At 76.4% G+C, this 16,510-nt stretch carries 15 protein-coding genes and 1 pseudogene; 13 read left to right on the plus strand and 3 right to left on the minus strand.

Going from position 1 to position 16,510, the window contains the following annotated elements:
* Positions 1 to 237 precede the first annotated feature (237 nt).
* The 9 genes from ACFUEL_RS17990 to ACFUEL_RS18030 all read left to right on the plus strand — a co-directional run bounded on the left by ACFUEL_RS17990 (position 238) and on the right by ACFUEL_RS18030 (position 9,174).
* On the plus strand, positions 238 to 1,044 hold the full coding sequence (locus ACFUEL_RS17990) for a HEAT repeat domain-containing protein (protein ID WP_380237284.1): 807 nt from the start codon (positions 238 to 240) through the stop codon (positions 1,042 to 1,044).
* A 127-nt stretch (positions 1,045 to 1,171) separates the two neighbouring features.
* Positions 1,172 to 2,425 carry a sensor histidine kinase gene (locus ACFUEL_RS17995; protein ID WP_380237285.1) on the plus strand — a complete coding sequence of 418 codons (1,254 nt, stop codon included), beginning with the start codon at positions 1,172 to 1,174 and terminating at the stop codon, positions 2,423 to 2,425.
* Complete coding sequence (locus ACFUEL_RS18000) at positions 2,422 to 3,168, plus strand: response regulator (RefSeq protein WP_380237286.1); 747 nt, start codon at positions 2,422 to 2,424, stop codon at positions 3,166 to 3,168. The genes ACFUEL_RS17995 and ACFUEL_RS18000 overlap by 4 nt, the downstream gene beginning before the upstream one ends.
* 187 nt (positions 3,169 to 3,355) lie before the next feature.
* Entirely contained in the window at positions 3,356 to 3,967 is a 612-nt protein-coding gene (locus ACFUEL_RS18005; RefSeq protein WP_380237287.1) for a dihydrofolate reductase family protein, read from the plus strand.
* Between the two features lie 167 nt (positions 3,968 to 4,134).
* Positions 4,135 to 5,091, plus strand: coding sequence for an ABC transporter ATP-binding protein (locus ACFUEL_RS18010; RefSeq protein ID WP_380237288.1), 957 nt, complete (start codon positions 4,135 to 4,137; stop codon positions 5,089 to 5,091).
* Positions 5,088 to 6,692, plus strand: coding sequence for a hypothetical protein (locus ACFUEL_RS18015; RefSeq protein ID WP_380237289.1), 1,605 nt, complete (start codon positions 5,088 to 5,090; stop codon positions 6,690 to 6,692). The genes ACFUEL_RS18010 and ACFUEL_RS18015 overlap by 4 nt, the downstream gene beginning before the upstream one ends.
* Positions 6,689 to 7,513, plus strand: coding sequence for an ABC transporter permease (locus ACFUEL_RS18020; RefSeq protein ID WP_380237290.1), 825 nt, complete (start codon positions 6,689 to 6,691; stop codon positions 7,511 to 7,513). Before ACFUEL_RS18015 ends, ACFUEL_RS18020 begins: the two co-directional genes overlap by 4 nt.
* A 404-nt stretch (positions 7,514 to 7,917) precedes the next feature.
* A complete protein-coding gene (locus tag ACFUEL_RS18025; protein ID WP_380237291.1) occupies positions 7,918 to 8,571 on the plus strand; it encodes a DUF4232 domain-containing protein in 654 nt (217 codons plus the stop codon).
* Between the two features lie 195 nt (positions 8,572 to 8,766).
* A complete protein-coding gene (locus ACFUEL_RS18030; protein WP_380237292.1) occupies positions 8,767 to 9,174 on the plus strand; it encodes a cold-shock protein in 408 nt (135 codons plus the stop codon).
* 27 nt (positions 9,175 to 9,201) lie between these two features.
* On the opposite strand, the gene ACFUEL_RS18035 is transcribed toward ACFUEL_RS18030, so the two are convergent.
* Together ACFUEL_RS18035 and ACFUEL_RS18040 are read right to left on the minus strand one after the other, a co-directional pair.
* Positions 9,202 to 9,405, minus strand: a complete 204-nt coding sequence (locus tag ACFUEL_RS18035; protein ID WP_380237293.1) for a hypothetical protein — start codon at positions 9,403 to 9,405, stop codon at positions 9,202 to 9,204.
* Positions 9,402 to 10,334, minus strand: a complete 933-nt coding sequence (locus tag ACFUEL_RS18040; protein ID WP_380237294.1) for a helix-turn-helix domain-containing protein — start codon at positions 10,332 to 10,334, stop codon at positions 9,402 to 9,404. The genes ACFUEL_RS18035 and ACFUEL_RS18040 overlap by 4 nt, the downstream gene beginning before the upstream one ends.
* 148 nt (positions 10,335 to 10,482) lie before the next feature.
* Here ACFUEL_RS18040 and ACFUEL_RS18045 point away from each other — a divergent pair, with 148 nt between their 5' ends.
* Positions 10,483 to 11,904 carry an MFS transporter gene (locus tag ACFUEL_RS18045; RefSeq protein ID WP_380237296.1) on the plus strand — a complete coding sequence of 474 codons (1,422 nt, stop codon included), beginning with the start codon at positions 10,483 to 10,485 and terminating at the stop codon, positions 11,902 to 11,904.
* Positions 11,905 to 11,974: 70 nt separating this feature from the next.
* On the opposite strand, the gene ACFUEL_RS18050 is transcribed toward ACFUEL_RS18045, so the two are convergent.
* Entirely contained in the window at positions 11,975 to 12,805 is an 831-nt protein-coding gene (locus ACFUEL_RS18050) for an MBL fold metallo-hydrolase (protein ID WP_380237297.1), read from the minus strand.
* On the opposite strand from ACFUEL_RS18050, the pseudogene ACFUEL_RS18055 reads away from it, so the two are divergent.
* The 3 genes and pseudogenes from ACFUEL_RS18055 to htpG form a co-directional block, all read left to right on the plus strand.
* Positions 12,798 to 13,313: pseudogene (locus tag ACFUEL_RS18055) on the plus strand (winged helix-turn-helix transcriptional regulator); the annotation flags it as partial. The gene ACFUEL_RS18050 and the pseudogene ACFUEL_RS18055 sit on opposite strands and share 8 nt — an antisense overlap.
* A gap of 81 nt (positions 13,314 to 13,394) precedes the next feature.
* Complete coding sequence (locus tag ACFUEL_RS18060; protein ID WP_380237300.1) at positions 13,395 to 14,126, plus strand: ribonuclease H; 732 nt, start codon at positions 13,395 to 13,397, stop codon at positions 14,124 to 14,126.
* Between the two features lie 504 nt (positions 14,127 to 14,630).
* Positions 14,631 to 16,475, plus strand: a complete 1,845-nt coding sequence (gene htpG, locus ACFUEL_RS18065) for a molecular chaperone HtpG (RefSeq protein ID WP_380237299.1) — start codon at positions 14,631 to 14,633, stop codon at positions 16,473 to 16,475.
* Positions 16,476 to 16,510 lie beyond the last annotated feature (35 nt).

A 16,510-nucleotide genomic window follows, 5' to 3' on the forward strand; every position in this document is an offset into this window, starting at 1 on the left:
CCCCCCGGTCCCCGGACGGCGCGCCCGTCGAGCAGCCCGACCGGCGGCCCGGACGAGGCACCCTCTGTGGGGAGGGCCCCTCGCCCGGACGCCGGTTGCCGGAAGGGGGCCGGTCGACGCCCAGCACCGCGCCGACCGGCCCGACCACCGTCCGTCCCCGACCGCGCCCGCTCTGGGTCGGGGACGGGCCCGGAAAAACGCCGGGCCCGGGGGCCCGGGGCCCGTAGCATCCCGGGCATGGCGATGTTCGTGCACCTGACTTCGGCGGCCGACGCGCCGCGCGTGCGGCGGTCCGGGATCAGGGCGGAGAGCCGGGGGCCCGAGGGGGCGCGCGGCGTGTTCTGCTTCCCGGTGCTGCCCTCGTTCACGCTCACCCACCAGTGGCTGCGCGAACTGGCCCGGCGCGGCACCCGGGGCGGCATGGTGGCGGTGCACGTGCGACTGGACGACGGGCAGCAGGTGCTGGCCGGGCACTATGCCGCCGGGCGCAAGCGGCCCCCGCACCGGCCGATGACGGCCGCCGAGGCGGTGCGCACGATCGCCGCCGTGGAGGACCCGCGCGGCTGGGAGGTGTTCCTGCCCCGGGCGGTGCGCCCCGCCGAGGTGCACCGGATCCGCACCGCCCCGCAGGTGGTCGGCTGGCGCTACTGGCCCGGTTCGAACGGCGTCCGCCCCTGCACCTGCGTCGGCTGCCGGGTGCGCGGCGAGTACGGCGGCAGCCGCCTGCGCCGCCGCAACCCGCACCCGCTGGACGGGCCGCCGCCGCCCGTCCCCGTCCTGCTCGACCGGATCGCCGCGGCCGGCGACCCCGGCGATCCGGCGGCGCTCTCCGACGCGCTGCACTGGCTGGGCATGCGCCGTCGCGGCCCGGTCCCGGCGCTGGCCCCGCTCGCCGCCCACCCCGAGGCCCGGATCCGGGAGCAACTGGTGTGGGCGATCGGCCGCTGGTCCACCCCCGGCGTCGCCGCCCTGCTGGACGCCCTCGCCGACGATCCGGACCCGGAGGTGCGCGAGGCGGTCGAGTCCGTCCGCGAACCGCTCTGACCGCCGCGGGGGTGCGCCTCCTCCGCGACCGCCCGCGCCCCCGCCCCCGTCGAGTCGCGCCGCGCGTCCGGCCGCCCAGCCGTTCGACCCGTCGGGGGCGGCGGTGCCGGTGGGCATAATGGCGGCCATGGGACGGGCGGCGGTACGGCGGGTGGTGACGGGTCGGAACGGGGCGGGACTGCTCTGCCTGGTGGCGGCGGTGGCCTCCTTCGTCGAGTTGACGGCGGTGGCGGGGTCGTTGCCCAGGCTCGCCGCCGAGCGGATCCAGCAGGCCGGGAGCGGGGCGTCGAGCGTCCAACTCCTGTTCCTGGTCGGCCTGTTCTGCGCGGCGACCGCGCTGCCGCTGGGGTTCCTGCGGCCCGCCGCGGCCGGTCCGGCGGTCACCGCCGCGGTGCTCGGCGTGCTCGGGGTCTTCCACACCGTCACCGCCGTCGGGATCGCGGCCGTGCTGGCCGCCCAGTACCGGCTGGGGCGTTCCGGACGGCTCGCGGTCGGGCTCGGCCTCGCCGCGCCGTTCCCGGTGCTCGCGGTGGCCGCCGGTGCCGACGCCGACCTGCGGGTGCGGCTGGGGCTGCTCGCGGTGCTCGCCCCGGCGGCCGTCGCGGCGGGCCTGCGGCAGCACGCGCGCGGGCGGCGCGCGGCGTACGAGGAGACCCGGCGGCTGGCCCTCGGCGCCGTCGCGGACAGCGCGGTGCGGGCCGAACGGGCCCGGATCGCCCGGGAGTTGCACGACGTGGTGGCCCACCACGTGTCGATGATCGCGGTGCGGGCGGAGACCGCCCGGCTGGCCACGCCCGGCCTGCCCGCGCAGGGCGCCGAACGCCTGCTGGAGATCGGCGACGCGGCCCGCGACGCGCTCGCCGAGATGCGCCACCTGCTCGGCGTGCTGCGTGCGGACGACGCCCCCGCCGACCGCGCCCCGCAGCCCGGCCTGGCCGCACTGGGCGAACTGCTGGAGCAGGCCCGCGGCTCCGGCGGGGGAGCGGTCCGCCTGGTGGTGCGGGGCGTGCCCGGCCCGCTCGGGCCCGGCACCGAGCTCGCCGCCTACCGGATCGTCCAGGAGGCGCTGACCAACGCCCGCCGGCACGCCCCCGGCGCCGCCGTCGACGTCGAACTGACCCACACCGCCACCGCCCTGGAACTCCGGGTGCGCGACCACGGGCCCGGCAGCGACGGGTGCGGCGGCGGGCCCGGCGGCGGCGGCGGCGGGCACGGCCTGACCGGCATGCGCGAGCGCGCCGCCGCGGTCGGCGGCACCCTGCGCACCGGCCCCGGCCCCGGCGGCGGCTTCGCCGTCGAGGCGGTCCTGCCGCGGAGCGCGCGGGACCCACGGGGCGCGCGGGACGCACAGCGCGCGCGGGGCGCGCGGGGCGCGCGGTGAGCGCCGGGCCGGTGCCCGGACCGGTGCGGATCGTGGTCGCCGACGACCACCCGGTGGTGCGCTCCGCGTTCGCCACCCTGCTGGACAGCCGACCGGAGTTCACCGTGGTGCGCACCGCCGCGGACGGCGCCGAAGCCGTCCTGGCCTGCCGCGAGGAGCGCCCCGACCTGGTCCTGATGGACATCCGGATGCCCGGCACCGACGGCATCGAGGCGACCCGGCAGCTCACCTCCGAGGGCCCGAACCCGCCCCGGGTGCTCATCCTCACCACCTTCGACCTGGACGAGTACGTCTACGAGGCGCTGCGGGCCGGAGCCAGCGGCTTCCTGCTCAAGGAGGCCACCGCCGAGGACCTGTTCGAGGCGGTGCGGGTGGTGGCCGCCGGGGACGCGCTGCTCGCCCCCGGCGTGACCCGCCGGCTGATCGCCGAGTTCGCCGCCATGCCGCCCCGCGGCACCCAGGCCGGCCCCGCGCCGTCGGAGCCGTCGTCCGAGCCGTCCGCGCTGTCGGAGCACCCCGCCGCCGCCCGGCTGCGCGCCCTCACCCCGCGCGAGACCGAGGTGCTGCGGCTGGTCGCCGAGGGCCTGTCCAACCCGGAGGTGGCCGCCCGGCTCACCGTCACGGAGGAGACGGTGAAGACCCACGTCAGCCGCGTCCTGGCCAAGCTCGGCCTGCGCGACCGCACCCAGGCCGTGGTGGCCGCGTACGAGGGCGGGCTGGTGGTTCCCGGTCGGGGCCGGTAGCGCGGGTCGGTGACGCAGACCGGTCGCGCGGACCGGTGGTGCGGACCGCTGGCGCGAGCCGGTGGTGCCCGGTCGAGGCCGGTGGCGCAGGCTGGGAGGAGAACGGTCCGGGCGGCACCGATGAGTTCCGCCGTCCCGGCCCGTCAGTATTCCCGACCGGACCATCCACTCCCCGGGAGCATCCACCATGGGAACCATCGACATCGAACTGTTCAGCACGCTCGACCTGGTCGGCCAGGCCCCGGGCGGCCCCGAGGAGGACCCGGACGGCTTCGACTTCGGCGGCTGGCAGGCCCCGCTGATCGACGAGGTCTCCGGGGCGCAGGTCGACGCCGCCTACCAGGGCACCGACGCGCTGCTGCTCGGGCGGCGGACGTACGACATCTTCGCCGCGTACTGGCCGCAGGCCGGGGACAACCCGTTCGCCGAGCTGTTCAACCGCGTCCCGAAGTACGTGGCCTCGCGCGGGAAGCCCGAGCTGGCCTGGGCCGGGTCCGAGCTGCTCGGGCCCGACCTGCCCGCCGCCGTGCGGGAGGTCCGGGAGCGGCACCAGCGGGTGAAGGTGGTCGGCAGCCTGGACCTGGTGCAGACCCTGCTGCGGGAGAAGCTGTTCGACCGGATCGACCTGTGGGTGCACCCGATCGTGCTGGGCCGCGGCAAGAAGGTGTTCGGCGACGGCGTCGTCCCCAGCAACCTCACCCTGCTGGAGCCGCCCGCCGCCAGTCCGCGCGGCACCGTGCTGCTGCGCTACGGCCTGGCCGAGGGCGTCCCCGCCACCGGGGACATGAGTGAGCTCTGAGACCCGCCCGCGGGGGGAGGGGGAGGGGGAGGCGCCGTAGCTCCCGCGGGGGACGGCGCCCGCCCCGGTGCTCACCCCGGCGGGGGACGGCGCCCGCCCCAGCGGGCCCGGAAGACCGCTCCCGGCGGTGACGACCCCGCCGGGCCCGGATTCCTACGCTCGGCCCCATGGAGCAGAACACCACCGACCCGGGCGCGACGATCCAAGTCACCGGCCTGCACAAGCGGTTCGGGGCGAACCAGGCACTGGACGGCATGACCTTCACCGTCCACCCCGGCCGGATCACCGGCTTCGTCGGCCCCAACGGCGCCGGGAAGTCCACCACCATGCGGGTGGTCCTCGGCCTGGACACCCCCGACCGGGGCACCGCCCTGGTCGGCGGCCGCCCCTACCGCAGCCTGCGTCGCCCGCTCGCGCACCTGGGCGCCCTGCTCGACGCGGGCGCCGTCCAGCCGGGCCGCACCGCCCGCAACCACCTGCTGTGGCTGGCCCGTTCGCAGGGCATCGACGCCCGCCGGGTCGACCGGGTGCTGGCCGACGCGGGCCTGGGCGGGGTCGCCCGGCGCAAGGCCGGGCCGTTCTCGCTCGGCATGCGCCAGCGCCTCGGCATCGCCGCCGCGCTGCTCGGTGACCCGCCGGTGCTGATGCTCGACGAACCCTTCAACGGGCTCGACCCCGAGGGCTTCCGGTGGATCCGCGCCCTTCTCGCCGACCAGGCCGCGCGCGGCCGGGCGGTGCTGGTCTCCAGCCACCTGATGGGCGAACTCCAGGACACCGCCGACCACGTCATCGTGGTCGGCCGCGGCCGGGTGATCGCCGACAGCCCCGTCGCCGACCTGCTGGCGGGCGCCTCGCAGGGCCGGACCACCCTGCGCACCCCCGACCTGGACGGCGCGGTGCGGGTGCTGGCCGGCGCCGGCGCCACCGTCAGCTCCACCGCCCCCGGCACCGCCACCGTCCTCGGCCCGTCCCCCGACCGGATCGCCGCCCTGCTGGCCGCCGCGGGCGTCCCGTTCACCGAACTCGCCGCCCACCGGCCCTCGTTGGAGGAGGCGTACCTCGAACTCACCCGGGACGCCGTCCAGTACCGGGCCGGCCACAGCGCCCCGGAGGCCGGACGATGAGCCGACTCCCCGCCCCGGCAACCGACTTCGGACGCCTGCTGCGCGCCGAGTGGACCAAACTGCGCACCGTGCCCGGCTGGGTCGCCACCGTGGCCGGCGCCCTGCTGGCCGTCCTCGCGGTCGGCCTGCTCGGCACCGCCGCGGACAACCCGAACCCGGCCCGCACCGACCTGCCGGTCGGCCCCGGCGGGCAGGCCGTCAACGACAGCTTCTCCTTCGTCCACCGCGAACTGGCCGGGGACGGCACCCTGACCGTCCCCGTGCTCGGCCTCACCAGTGTCAAGGCCGATGGCCCGGAAGGCAGTTCACCCGGCCCGGTGGCCGAGTGGGCGAAGGCCGGGATCATCGTCAAGGCCGGGCTCGACCAGGGCAGCAGCTACGCGGCGGTCGCCGCCACCGGCGGGCACGGCGTCCGGATGCAGGACGACTACGTCCACGACACGGCCGGCCGCCCCGGCCTCCCCACCGCCGACCACCCGCACTGGCTGCGGCTGACCCGCACCGGCGACACCGTCACCGGCTACGACTCCGCCGACGGCACCCACTGGCAGCGGATCGGCACCGCCCACCTGCCCGGCCTGCCCCGCACCGCCCAGGTCGGCCTGTTCACCACCTCCCCGGAACTTGCCGAGGACACCGGCACCGGCACCGGCTTCACCCCCGCCGTCGCCACCGGCCGCTTCGGCCCGCCCGTCCTCTCCGACGGCTGGGCGGCGCAGGAGCACGGCGGCGACGGCTGGACCGGCGGCCGGGTCGGCCCCGACGCGGGCACCTCCGGCAGCTACCTGCCGGGCCTCGACGCCGGACACACCCGCGAGACCACCGGCTCCACCGGTACCGCCGCCGCCACCAGCTCCACCGCCGCCGCCGATGGCTCCGCCGCCACCGGCTACACCGTCACCGGCGCGGGCGACATCGCCGCCGTGGTCGGCGGCCCCGCCTTCGCTGGCGGCCGGACGATCGAGAACTCCCTGGTCGGCACCTTCGCCGGGCTGATCGCCCTGACCGTGGTCGCCACCGGCAGCGCCACCGCCGAGTACCGGCGCGGCCTGATCGCCCTCACCCTCGCGGCCGCCCCCCGCCGGGGCTTGGTGCCGCTCGCCAAGGCCCTGCCGCTCGCCGCCCTCGCGCTGCTCACCGGCACCGCCGCCGCCGCGCTCGCCGTCCCGCTTGGCACCGCCTGGTCGAAGGCGCACGGCTTCCCGGTGGCCGCCGTCCCGGACGCCGTCCGGCTGCGGGTGGTGCTCGGCACCGGCCTGCTGCTCGCGCTCGCCGCCGTGCTCGCCCTCGCCCTCGGCCTGCTGCTGCGCCGCGCCGCGCAGGCGATCACCGCCGCCGTCACCGCCCTGGTGCTGCCCTACCTGCTCGCCACCTCCGGCGCGCTGCCCGCCGGGGCGTCCGAGTGGCTGCTGCGGGTCACCCCCGCCGCCGGGTTCGCGATCCAGCAGAGCCTGCCCCGGCTCCCGCAGGTGGCCACCCTGTACACCCCCGACGCCGGCTACTACCCGCTCCCCCCGTGGGCCGGGCTCGCCGTCCTGGCCGCCTGGGCCGCCGCCGCGCTGGCCGCCGCCGTCCTCGTGCTCCGCCGGAGGGACGTGTGAACCCGCCCTTCCGCCACGCGCTGCGCCCCGCCCTGCGCCCTGCGCTGCGCCCCGCCCTGCGTGCCGAGTGGACCAAGTTCCGCACCGACGGCACGCATGCCCGGCTGCTGCTCCTGCTCGTCCTGCTGACCGTCGCGGTCGGCGCCGGCACCGCCGCCACCACCACCTGCCACACCCCCGGCTGCGGCATCGACGCCCCGCGCACCGCGCTCACCGGCGTCCTGGTCGGCCAGGTCGCGGCGGCCGTCCTGGGCGTGCTGGCCGCCGGGAACGAGTACCGGACCGGCATGATCCGGACCACCCTGGCGGCCGTGCCGTGCCGCTCCGCCGTCCTGGCCGCCAGGGCCCTGGTGCTGTCCGCGGCCGTGCTCGCCGCCGGGACGCTCGCGGTGGCCGGCTCGCTGCTCGCCGTTCGGCTGCTGCTGCCCGGCAACGGCTTCACCGCCGCCCACGGCTACCCCGCCCCCGTTCCCGCCGACGGCGCCACCCTGCGGGCCGCCACCGGATCGGTGCTCTACCTGGCGCTGATCGCCCTGCTCGGCCTGGGCGCGGTGACCGCGGTCCGGGACGCCGCGGCCGCGATCGGCACCGTCCTCGGCCTGCTGTTCGCCTTCCCCGCCCTGATCAAGGTGGTCGCCGATCCGGACTGGCAGCGCCACCTGCGCCAACTCGCCCCGATGCCGGCCGGGTTGAACGTCCAGGCCACCCTGGGCGTCGACCGCCTCCCGATCGGTCCCTGGCCGGGGCTCGGCGTCCTGGCCCTGTGGGCCGCCGCCGCGCTCACCCTCGGCTGGGCGGTGCTGCGCACCCGGGACGCCTGACCTACCGCCAACCTGCCTGTGCCCCAGTGCCGTTGCCGCTCGTACCGCCCGCTCCCCATCCCGGCCGCCCCGACCGCCTCCATCGCTGCCCCGCCGCGCCCCGCCACCACGTCCGCCGATCCGGCGTCAGCTGCTGCGGCGTCAACTGTCCCGGGGTCAAGCGCCTTCGGGTCACGGATCCGTCCCGGCGGGCGCAGGGCGCGGCGGCGGGGCGCGGTGGGGCGTGTGGAAGCATCGGTGCAGGTCAGGGGCGTGGTGGGCGGCGGTGGGGGGCGGGGTTCGCGGGGGCGGTGTCACAGCACTGTGCCGGAGGTTGTGGGGCGCAACCGTCAGGGCGGCCGGGCGGTCCTGGGCTGTGTAGACCCGCTCGCACCGAGCGGCGCCCCACCCCCGAGGAGACCACCATGCGCGTCCGCAAGCTCGCCTTCGCCACCCTGACCGTGGCGGCCGCCCTCACGCTGACCGCCTGCCAGGACGACGGCACGGACAGCAGCGCGCAGGCCGCCCCGGTCGCCCCGGCCGCCTCCACCGCCGCCCCGGCGGCGCCCGCCACGCCCGCCGCCGCCCCGAGCGGCGGCCAGAGCAAGGGCGCCGCGCCGAAGGGCGGCACGACTCCCGCCGCCGCCCCGGCCGGGAAGGCCGCCAAGTGCCGGACCGCGGACCTGACCATCACGGCCACCGACCAGACCATCAGCGGCGATCCCGAGAACACCGTGGTGGTCGCGCTGAAGAACCACAGCGGCAAGGACTGCACGATCTCCGGGTACGCGGGCGTCGACCTGAAGGCCGCGGAGGGCACGCTGTCCGCGGAGCGCTCCGGCGAGCCGGTGGTCGCCGCCGTCCTCAAGGACGGCAAGTCGACGTACTTCGGCATCAGCTACCCGGCGAACAACACGGGCGGCACCGGCGTCCGGATCACCGGCCTGGTGGTGACCCCGCCGGACGAGACCCAGTCGGTCACCCTGCCCTGGCCGGGCGCCGGCTCGCTGCCCGTCACGGACGGCAGCGGCCTCCCGGTGAAGATCGGCCCGGTGGGGAGCGCCGGCCAGGGCGAGTGACGGTCGGAGGACCGGACGCGGACGGCCGCCACCGCCGACCGCCGCCAACCACCGCCGTCGGCCGCCGTCCGCCGCCCGGAGGGTGGCGTGCCGCTTGCCGGAGTCCGAACGACGGGTTCGCCTTGCCTCCGCGACAGGGATATTCTCGGGCCCAGGTTGCGGGCAAGGGGCCCGGAAGGTGTCTTGGGGGTTGGCATGGTTGCCGGTCGCGTGGTGCGGTTCGACGGTTCGCGGGGCTACGGGTTCATCGCCCCGGACCAAGGCGGGGAGGACGTCTTCCTGCACGTCAACGACCTGCTGATTCCCGAGTCCTACATCCGTACGGGCCTGGCCGTGGTCTTCGAGATCGAGGACGGCGACCGCGGCCCCAAGGCGTCCTCCGTCCAGCTCGCCCCCGGCGTCGACCCGAAGGCGCCGGCGGTCACCCACGCCGACCGTGCGGTGCGCCCGGTGGACGACGACGACCAGCTCGCCTCCGACGACTACCTCGACGACGTCACCGAGGCCCTGCTGGAGTCCGCCCCCACCCTGACGGGCACCCAGATCCTCCAGGTGCGCACCGCGATGCTCCAGCTCGCCAAGAGCCACGGCTGGATCGGCTGACCCGTCCGGGGCCCCGGCGCGCCGGGATCAGGGCGAGAAGTACCAGCAGTACAGGGCGAGTTGCCCGGTGCGGGCGGCGGCCAGGGCCGACACGCGTACCAGGAGGTCCGCCGAGTCGTCCGGGTGGATGCCGTCGCACGGCACGGCCGGGAAGCCGTGGCTCCGGCGGGGGCGCACCCGGTCGGCGGATCCGTCGTCCGGCGCGAGGAAGAACTCGCCCGTACTCGTCATCCGCCGATCCTCGCACCCCCGGCGGCCCCGCCGATCCTCGCACCCCCGGCGGCCCCGACGCTCCCGGCGGCCGGGGCCGAGCCCTCGAAGGTCGCGGCGAGCAGGGCCAGGGCGGCGGCGGACGGGGTGGCGGGGGCGGCGCTGTAGAGCAGCAGGCGGTGGGTGGTGCCGTCGGAGAGCGGGAGGCTCTCGAAGTCGAGCTCCAGCGGGCCGACCAGCGGGTGGTGCAGGGACTTGCTGCCGACGGCGCAGTCGCGGACCGGGTGGCGGGCCCACAGGGCGGCGAACTCGGGGCTCTGGATGGCGAGTTCGCCGACGAGCTGGGCCAGCCGCCGGTCCTCGGGGTGGCGGCCGACGGCGAGCCGGAGGGCGGCGACGGCGGTGCGGGCGTCCTCGTCCCAGCGGGTGTGCAGTTCGCGGGTGTGCGGGTCGAGGAAGAGCAGCCGGGTCAGGTTGGGGCGGTCGGCGGGCCGGTCCGGGGCGGTCGGGTCGAGGTGCCCGGCGAGCAGGGCGTGGCCGAGGGCGTTCCAGGCCAGGACGTCGTTGCCGCGGTCCAGGACGAAGGCGGGCACCTGCGGCATCGCGTCGATCAACTGCCTGGTGGCGGGCCGGACCCTGGCGGGCCGCTGGACGGTCGCGCGCCGGGCCCGGGAGGGGCGGGCCAGGTCGTAGAGGTGGGCGCGCTCGTCGGGGCTGAGGCGCAGGGCGCGGGCGAGCGCGTCCAGGACGCCGTCCGAGGCGTTGGCGCTGTGGCCCTGCTCGAGCCGGGTGTAGTAGGTGACGCTGACCCCGGCGAGCAGGGCGAGCTCCTCGCGGCGCAGTCCGGGCACCCGGCGGCGGCCCGGGTACGGGGTCAGCCCGGCGTCCTCGGGGCGCAGTCGGGCGCGCCGGTTGCGCAGGTACTCGCCGAGGGCGGTCGATGTCTCCATGGCCTCCAGTCTGCCCGCGCGGGGCGCTCTCCGGGCCGGCGCAGGGTATCCCTGCCGGTGCTACCTTCCGCAGGGGTCTGGGTGGGCCGGCCCGCCCGGTGGAGGCTCCTTCCCGTCAGCACCGAACGCGACGAGAGGAAGTCCCGCCATGGCGACGGACACCGCCCACCGGAAGCCCCAACCACTACTGAAAACAACGAAGTTGACGAAGCGTCAGCGCATCGTCCTGCTGGTCCTGCTGGTGGCCCAGTTCATGCTCGCGGTGGACTTCTCGATCCTGAACGTGGCCCTGCCGGCGATCGGCCGGGGCCTCGGCCTCCCGCTGGGCCAACTGCAGTGGATCGGGACGGCGTTCGCGCTGTCCGCGGCCGGCTTCACCCTGCTGTTCGGGCGGGTCGCCGACCTGTTCGGACGGCGGCGGCTGTTCCTGCTGGGGCTGGCCCTGCTCGGCGCGTCCTCGCTGGTCGGCGGGCTGGCCACCGGCCCGGCGGTGCTGATCGCGGCCCGGGTCGCGCAGGGCCTGGCCACCGCGATGGTCACCCCGGCCGGCCTGTCGCTGCTGACCACCTCCTTCCCGGAGGGGCCGCTGCGCGACCGGGCGCTGGGCCTCAACGGGGCACTGATGTCGGCCGGTTTCACCGCCGGCGCGGTGCTCGGCGGGGTGCTCACCGACCTGCTGTCCTGGCGCTGGGCGTTCTTCGTCAACGTGCCGGTGGCGTTCGCGGTGCTGCTGGCCGCCCCCGGCGTGATCCGGGAGAGCCGCCCGGACGTCCGGACGAAGCTGGACGTGCCCGGCGCGCTCTCCGTCACGCTCGGCCTGCTGTCCCTGGTGTTCGGCCTGACCAGGGCGGGCACGGCCGGCTGGGGCGACCCGCTCGCGCTGGCCGGGCTCGGCCTGGGCGCCGGGCTGCTGCTGGTGTTCGGGGCGGTCGAGCGTCGGGCCGCGGCGCCGCTGGTGCCGGTGTCCGTCCTGCGGCGGCGCAGCGTGGTGTGGGGCAACGCGGCGGGGCTGATCGCCTTCCTGACCGAGACCTCGCTGGTCTTCCTGCTGACCCTCTACCTGCAGGAGGTGCTCGACTTCTCCGCCCTCGCCGCCGGCCTGTCCTTCGGCGTGCTGGGCCTGGGCACCGTGCTGGGCGGCGCCACCGCCGCCCGCCTGATCGCCGCCGCCGGCACCCGGGCCGCCCTGGTGGCCGGCGGCCTGGTGCAGGCCGCCGCCACGGCCGCGCTGCTGCTGCTCGGGCCCGGCCACTCCTCGCTGTGGCTGCTGCTCGCGGCGACCTTCGTCGGCGGCGTCGGCAACATGTACGTCATCGTCGGCTTCATGGTCACCGCGACGTCCGGCCTGCCGGACCGCGAACAGGGCCTGGCAACCGGCCTGGCCACGATGACCCAGCAGATCGGCATCACCATGGGCACCCCGGTGATGAGCGCCGTCGTCGCGGCCCGGGCCGGCGCCCACCCGTCCGCCCCGGCGGTCCTGGACGGCGTCGCGCTCGCCGTCCTGGTCAACGCGGCCCTGGTGCTGGTGGGCGTCCTGACCACCGGCTTCCTCCGCCGCGACTCCTGACCGCGGCCCCTGACCGCGACCCCTGGCCGCCCTCGCCTCCCTCCTGAACACACCTTTCCCCCCGGTGAGTTCAGGAGGAGTGGCGGGCGTACTCCCAGGGGTCGTGCGCGCTGACCACGGTGACCTGCTCGCCGTGGTCGCGGCGCAGCGCGCGCAGCCGTTCCAGGGTGGCGCTCCGGGCCCCGGCGTCGGTCTGCGCGCCCTCCTGGACCGGGGCGAAGGCCGGGTGGGGCAGCGGCGGGGTCCGTTCGAGCTCGCCGTGGAACATGTACGCGTCCCCCGCGTGCAGCAGCCACCGGCCGTCCTCGTCGCGGACCGCGACCCCGCTGTGGCCCGCCGAGTGGCCGGGCAGCGGCACCAGCAGCAACTCGCTCGCCAGGCCCGGGATCCGGGCCACCCCGGGGAAGCCGAACCATCGTTCGTCCGGGTCGGCGACGGCGGGCGTCAGCAGCGGCCCGTGCGCCCGGTGCGCGGGCACGAAGCGGTCGAGGCTGTGCCGGTGGTGCGGGTGGGCCGGGTCGCTGACGGCCCGGTGCTCGGCGGGGTGCAGGTGGACCCGGGCGCGGGGGAAGTCCGGCAGTCCGCCGGTGTGGTCGCGGTGCAGGTGGGTGAGCACGACGTGCCGCACCTCCCGCGGGTCGTGGCCGAGCCGGGCGACCTGCCGCAGCGCGCTCTCCCCGTCGTCCCGGGAGGGCCGGGCGTAGGCGGTCCAGTCCGCGCCGAGCCGCCCCTCCGGGTCCCGCCGGTCGGCGGTGCCGAGACCGGTGTCCACCAGGACGAGCCCGTCCGCGTCCGTCTCGACGAGCAGGCAGTGGCACACGGCGGCCAGCGGGGCCGGCGCGGCCCCGTCCAACGGGGGAATCTCGCGGAGCGAGCCGCAGTTCAGATGGTGGATGCGCACGGGGAAGCCTCCCGGGGAGCGTACGGGCGGGCACGGCGGCCGGTCGGGCGCCGCGCGGAGCACGCCGAGGACGTTAGGGAGGGCCGCCGTGACTCACCAAACGGTTGGACACGTACCGCCGGAGCCACCCGCAGCGCCGGAGCCGTCCGGCCCGCTGGCGGACTGCCCGCCGCAGGCCCTCGTCCCGCCGCAGGCCCTCGTCCCGCCGCAGGCCCTCGTCCCGCCGGGCGCGGGCCCGCGCTGCCCGGTGGACGTGACGCTGGCCGTGCTGTCCGGCCGCTGGACGCCGCTGGTGCTCCGCGAGTTCCTGCGCCGCGGCCGGGCGGGCTACTCGGAGCTGTCCGCCGCGCTGCCCGCCCTCTCCGACAAGGTGCTGTCCGAGCGGCTGGCCCAGCTGACCGCCGCGGGCGTGATCGAGCGCCACCGCGTCCCCGGCTGGCCCCCGCGGGTCAGCTACGCGCTCACCGAGCGGGGCCGGGCGCTGGAACCGGTCGTGCGCGGCATGTGGGAGTGGGGCGCCGCGGGGGACGGGCGGGCCGGGCGGGACGGGCGGGACGGGGGCGTGGGCGCGGGCTGGCATGATCGGGGGATGGTTGAACGAGTCATCGCCGCCTGCGACGGAGCGGCCAAGGGCAACCCGGGGCCCGCCGGGTGGGCCTACGTGGTCGCGGACGGGAACGGCGCGCCGCAGCGCTGGGAGTCCGGTGCGCTGGGGCGCAACACCAACAACGTCGGCGAGCTGACGGCGCTGCAACGCCTGCTGGAGGCCACCGACCCGGCGACGCCGCTGGAGGTCCGCCTCGACAGCACCTACACCCGGGACGCGGTCACCAAGTGGCTGCACGGCTGGAAGCGCAACGGCTGGAAGACCGCGGCGGGCAAGCCCGTCGCCAACCAGGAGCTGATCCAGCGGATCGACGCGCTGCTCGCCGGCCGCGACGTCGAGTTCGTCTACGTGCCCGCCCACCAGGTGGACGGCGACCCGCTGAACGCCATCGCCGACAAGGCGGCCAGCGACGCGGCCCGCACCCAGCAGTCCGCCGCCGGCACCGCCGCCGACCTCCCGGTCCCCGACCCGGCCCCGGCCACCGCCCCGCGCACCCGCCGGCCCGCCGGCGCCAACGGCACCGCCGCCAAGCGCGCCTCGACCGGTTCGACGGCTTCGACGGGTTCGACCGGTTCCACCGGCGGCGGCCGCCGGACGCTGGCCGCGAAGTTCCCCGGCCGCTGCCCGTGCGGCCGCTCCTACGGCAAGGGCGAGACGATCACCAAGGTCGGCGCCGGCTGGGGCCACCCGGACTGCGCGACCGCCCACGCCTGACCTCGACGCACGTCCCCCCCGGGGCCCGGAACCCTCGACCTCCGGGCCCCGTCCGGTCCAGAGGTGCGGCCCTCCTCGGGGCCGGCTCGCCGCAGGGGCCGTCACCCGGCGGCGGGAAAGACCCCCGCAGCGCGGTGCCCCGGCAGAGGACGGCGGCACCGGCCAGGGATCAGGTCGACGCCGACGCCGACGCCGACGCCGACGCTGCCGACGACGACCGGGCGGACGGTGCTGAGGGTACGCAGGCGGTCGAACGTCCGGTGCCCCGTGGCGGTGCCGGACTTCCCGGGTCTCGTGGTCCTGCCGCTGCCGCTGCCGCTGCCGTGCCACCGACGCCACGGACCGCGGAACCGCCCCGGCCTGGGCCCGCCCGTGCGGCCGGGCGGGTCCGGGCCCGCTTTCCACGGGGTTTGTCCGGGCTGCCGCCGGTGTGTCAGATTGCCACGGAGCGCGTGCTCCCGTACCCGTACCGTCACCCGAGCGAAACTGAGCGAAAAGGACCCCATGACCACCGAGACGCTGGAGTTCCAGGCCGAGGCGCGGCAGTTGTTGCAGTTGATGGTCCACTCGATCTACTCGAACAAGGACGTCTTCCTGCGCGAGCTGATCTCCAACGCCTCGGACGCCCTGGACAAGCGCCGCCTGGCCGGCCTCACCGAGGAGCGGCTGCGCGCCGACGACCTGCACATCGCCCTCGCCCTCGACCCGGACGCCCGCACCCTGACCGTCCGCGACAACGGCATCGGCATGACCCGCGACGAGGTCGTCGCGCTGATCGGCACCATCGCCCGCTCCGGCACCGCCGAGACGCTGCGCCGCCTGCGCGAGAGCAAGGAACCCGCCGAGCTGATCGGCCAGTTCGGCGTCGGCTTCTACTCCACCTTCATGGTCGCCGACAGGGTGACCCTGCTGACCCGCAAGGCCGGCGAGCCCACCGGCACCCGCTGGGAGTCGGCCGGCGAGGGCACCTACACCGTCGAGGAGGTCGCGGACGCGCCCGAGGGCACCGCGGTCACCGTCCACCTGCGCCCGGAGGACGGCGAGGACGGGCTGCACGACTACACCGACCTGGCGACCGTGCGGCGGATCGTCAAGCGCTACTCCGACTTCATCGCCTTCCCGATCCGGGCCACCGCCGCGGCGGACGCCGAGGAGCAGACCCTCAACTCGATGAAGGCGTTGTGGGCCCGCCCGCGCGCCGAGGTCGCCGAGGAGGAGTACCGCGAGTTCTACCGGCACATCGCGCACGACTGGACCGACCCGCTGGAGACCATCAGCCTGCGGGCCGAGGGCACCTTCGAGTACGAGGCGCTGCTGTTCATCCCGGCCCGCCGCCCGCACGACCTGTTCCAGCGCGACGGCCGCCACGGCGTCCAGCTGTACGTGAAGCGGGTGTTCATCCTGGAGGACAGCCGCGAACTGCTCCCCGACCACCTGCGCTTCGTCAAGGGCGTGGTGGACGCCGCGGACCTGTCGCTGAACATCTCCCGCGAGATCCTCCAGCAGGACCGGCACATCCAGCTGATCCGCCGCCGCCTCGCCAAGAAGGTGATGGCCACCATCAAGGAGCTGATGGCCGGCGACGCCGACAAGTACCGCACCTTCTGGCGGGAGTTCGGCCCCGCCGTCAAGGAGGGCCTGCTCGACCCGGCCGAGGACCGCAAGGCCATCCTCGACATCGCCTCCTTCGCCAGCACCGCCGGCGAGGAGCCGACCTCGCTGGCCGACTACCTGGCCCGGATGAAGGACGGCCAGGACAAGATCTACTACATGACCGGCGAGAGCCGCGCCCAGGTGGAGAACTCCCCGCACCTGGAGGCGTTCCGGGCCCAGGGCTACGAGGTCCTGCTGCTCACCGACCCGGTGGACGAGATCTGGGTGGAGGGCGTCCCCGGGTACGAGGGCAAGGAGTTCAGCTCGGTCGCCCGCGGCGCCGTCGACCTGCCCGCCGAGGAGGTCTCCGAGGAGCGCACCGGCTCCTACGCGCCGCTGCTCGGCTGGCTGGGCGAGACGCTGACCGACGTCAAGGAGGTCCGGCTCACCAGCCGGCTCACCAACTCGCCGGCCTGCCTGGTCAGCGACGCCGACGGCCTGACCCCCACCCTGGAGAAGATGTACCGCGCGATGGGCCAGGACGTCCCGACCGCGCGGCGGATCCTCGAGCTCAACCCCGAGCACCCGCTGGTCGACGCCCTGCGCACCGCCCACCAGGAGCGCGCGGACGACCCGGCCCTGACCGAGACCGCCGAACTCCTCTACGGCACCGCCCTGCTGGCCGAGGGCGGCGACCTCGCCGACCCGGCCCGCTTCGCCAAGCTGCTCGCCGACCGCCTGGCCCGCACGGTCTGACACCCCCCGGCCGCGGCCCCGCCCCCGTGCGTTCC

This window comes from Kitasatospora sp. NPDC057198 (assembly GCF_042670125.1).
Taxonomy (GTDB): domain Bacteria; phylum Actinomycetota; class Actinomycetes; order Streptomycetales; family Streptomycetaceae; genus Kitasatospora.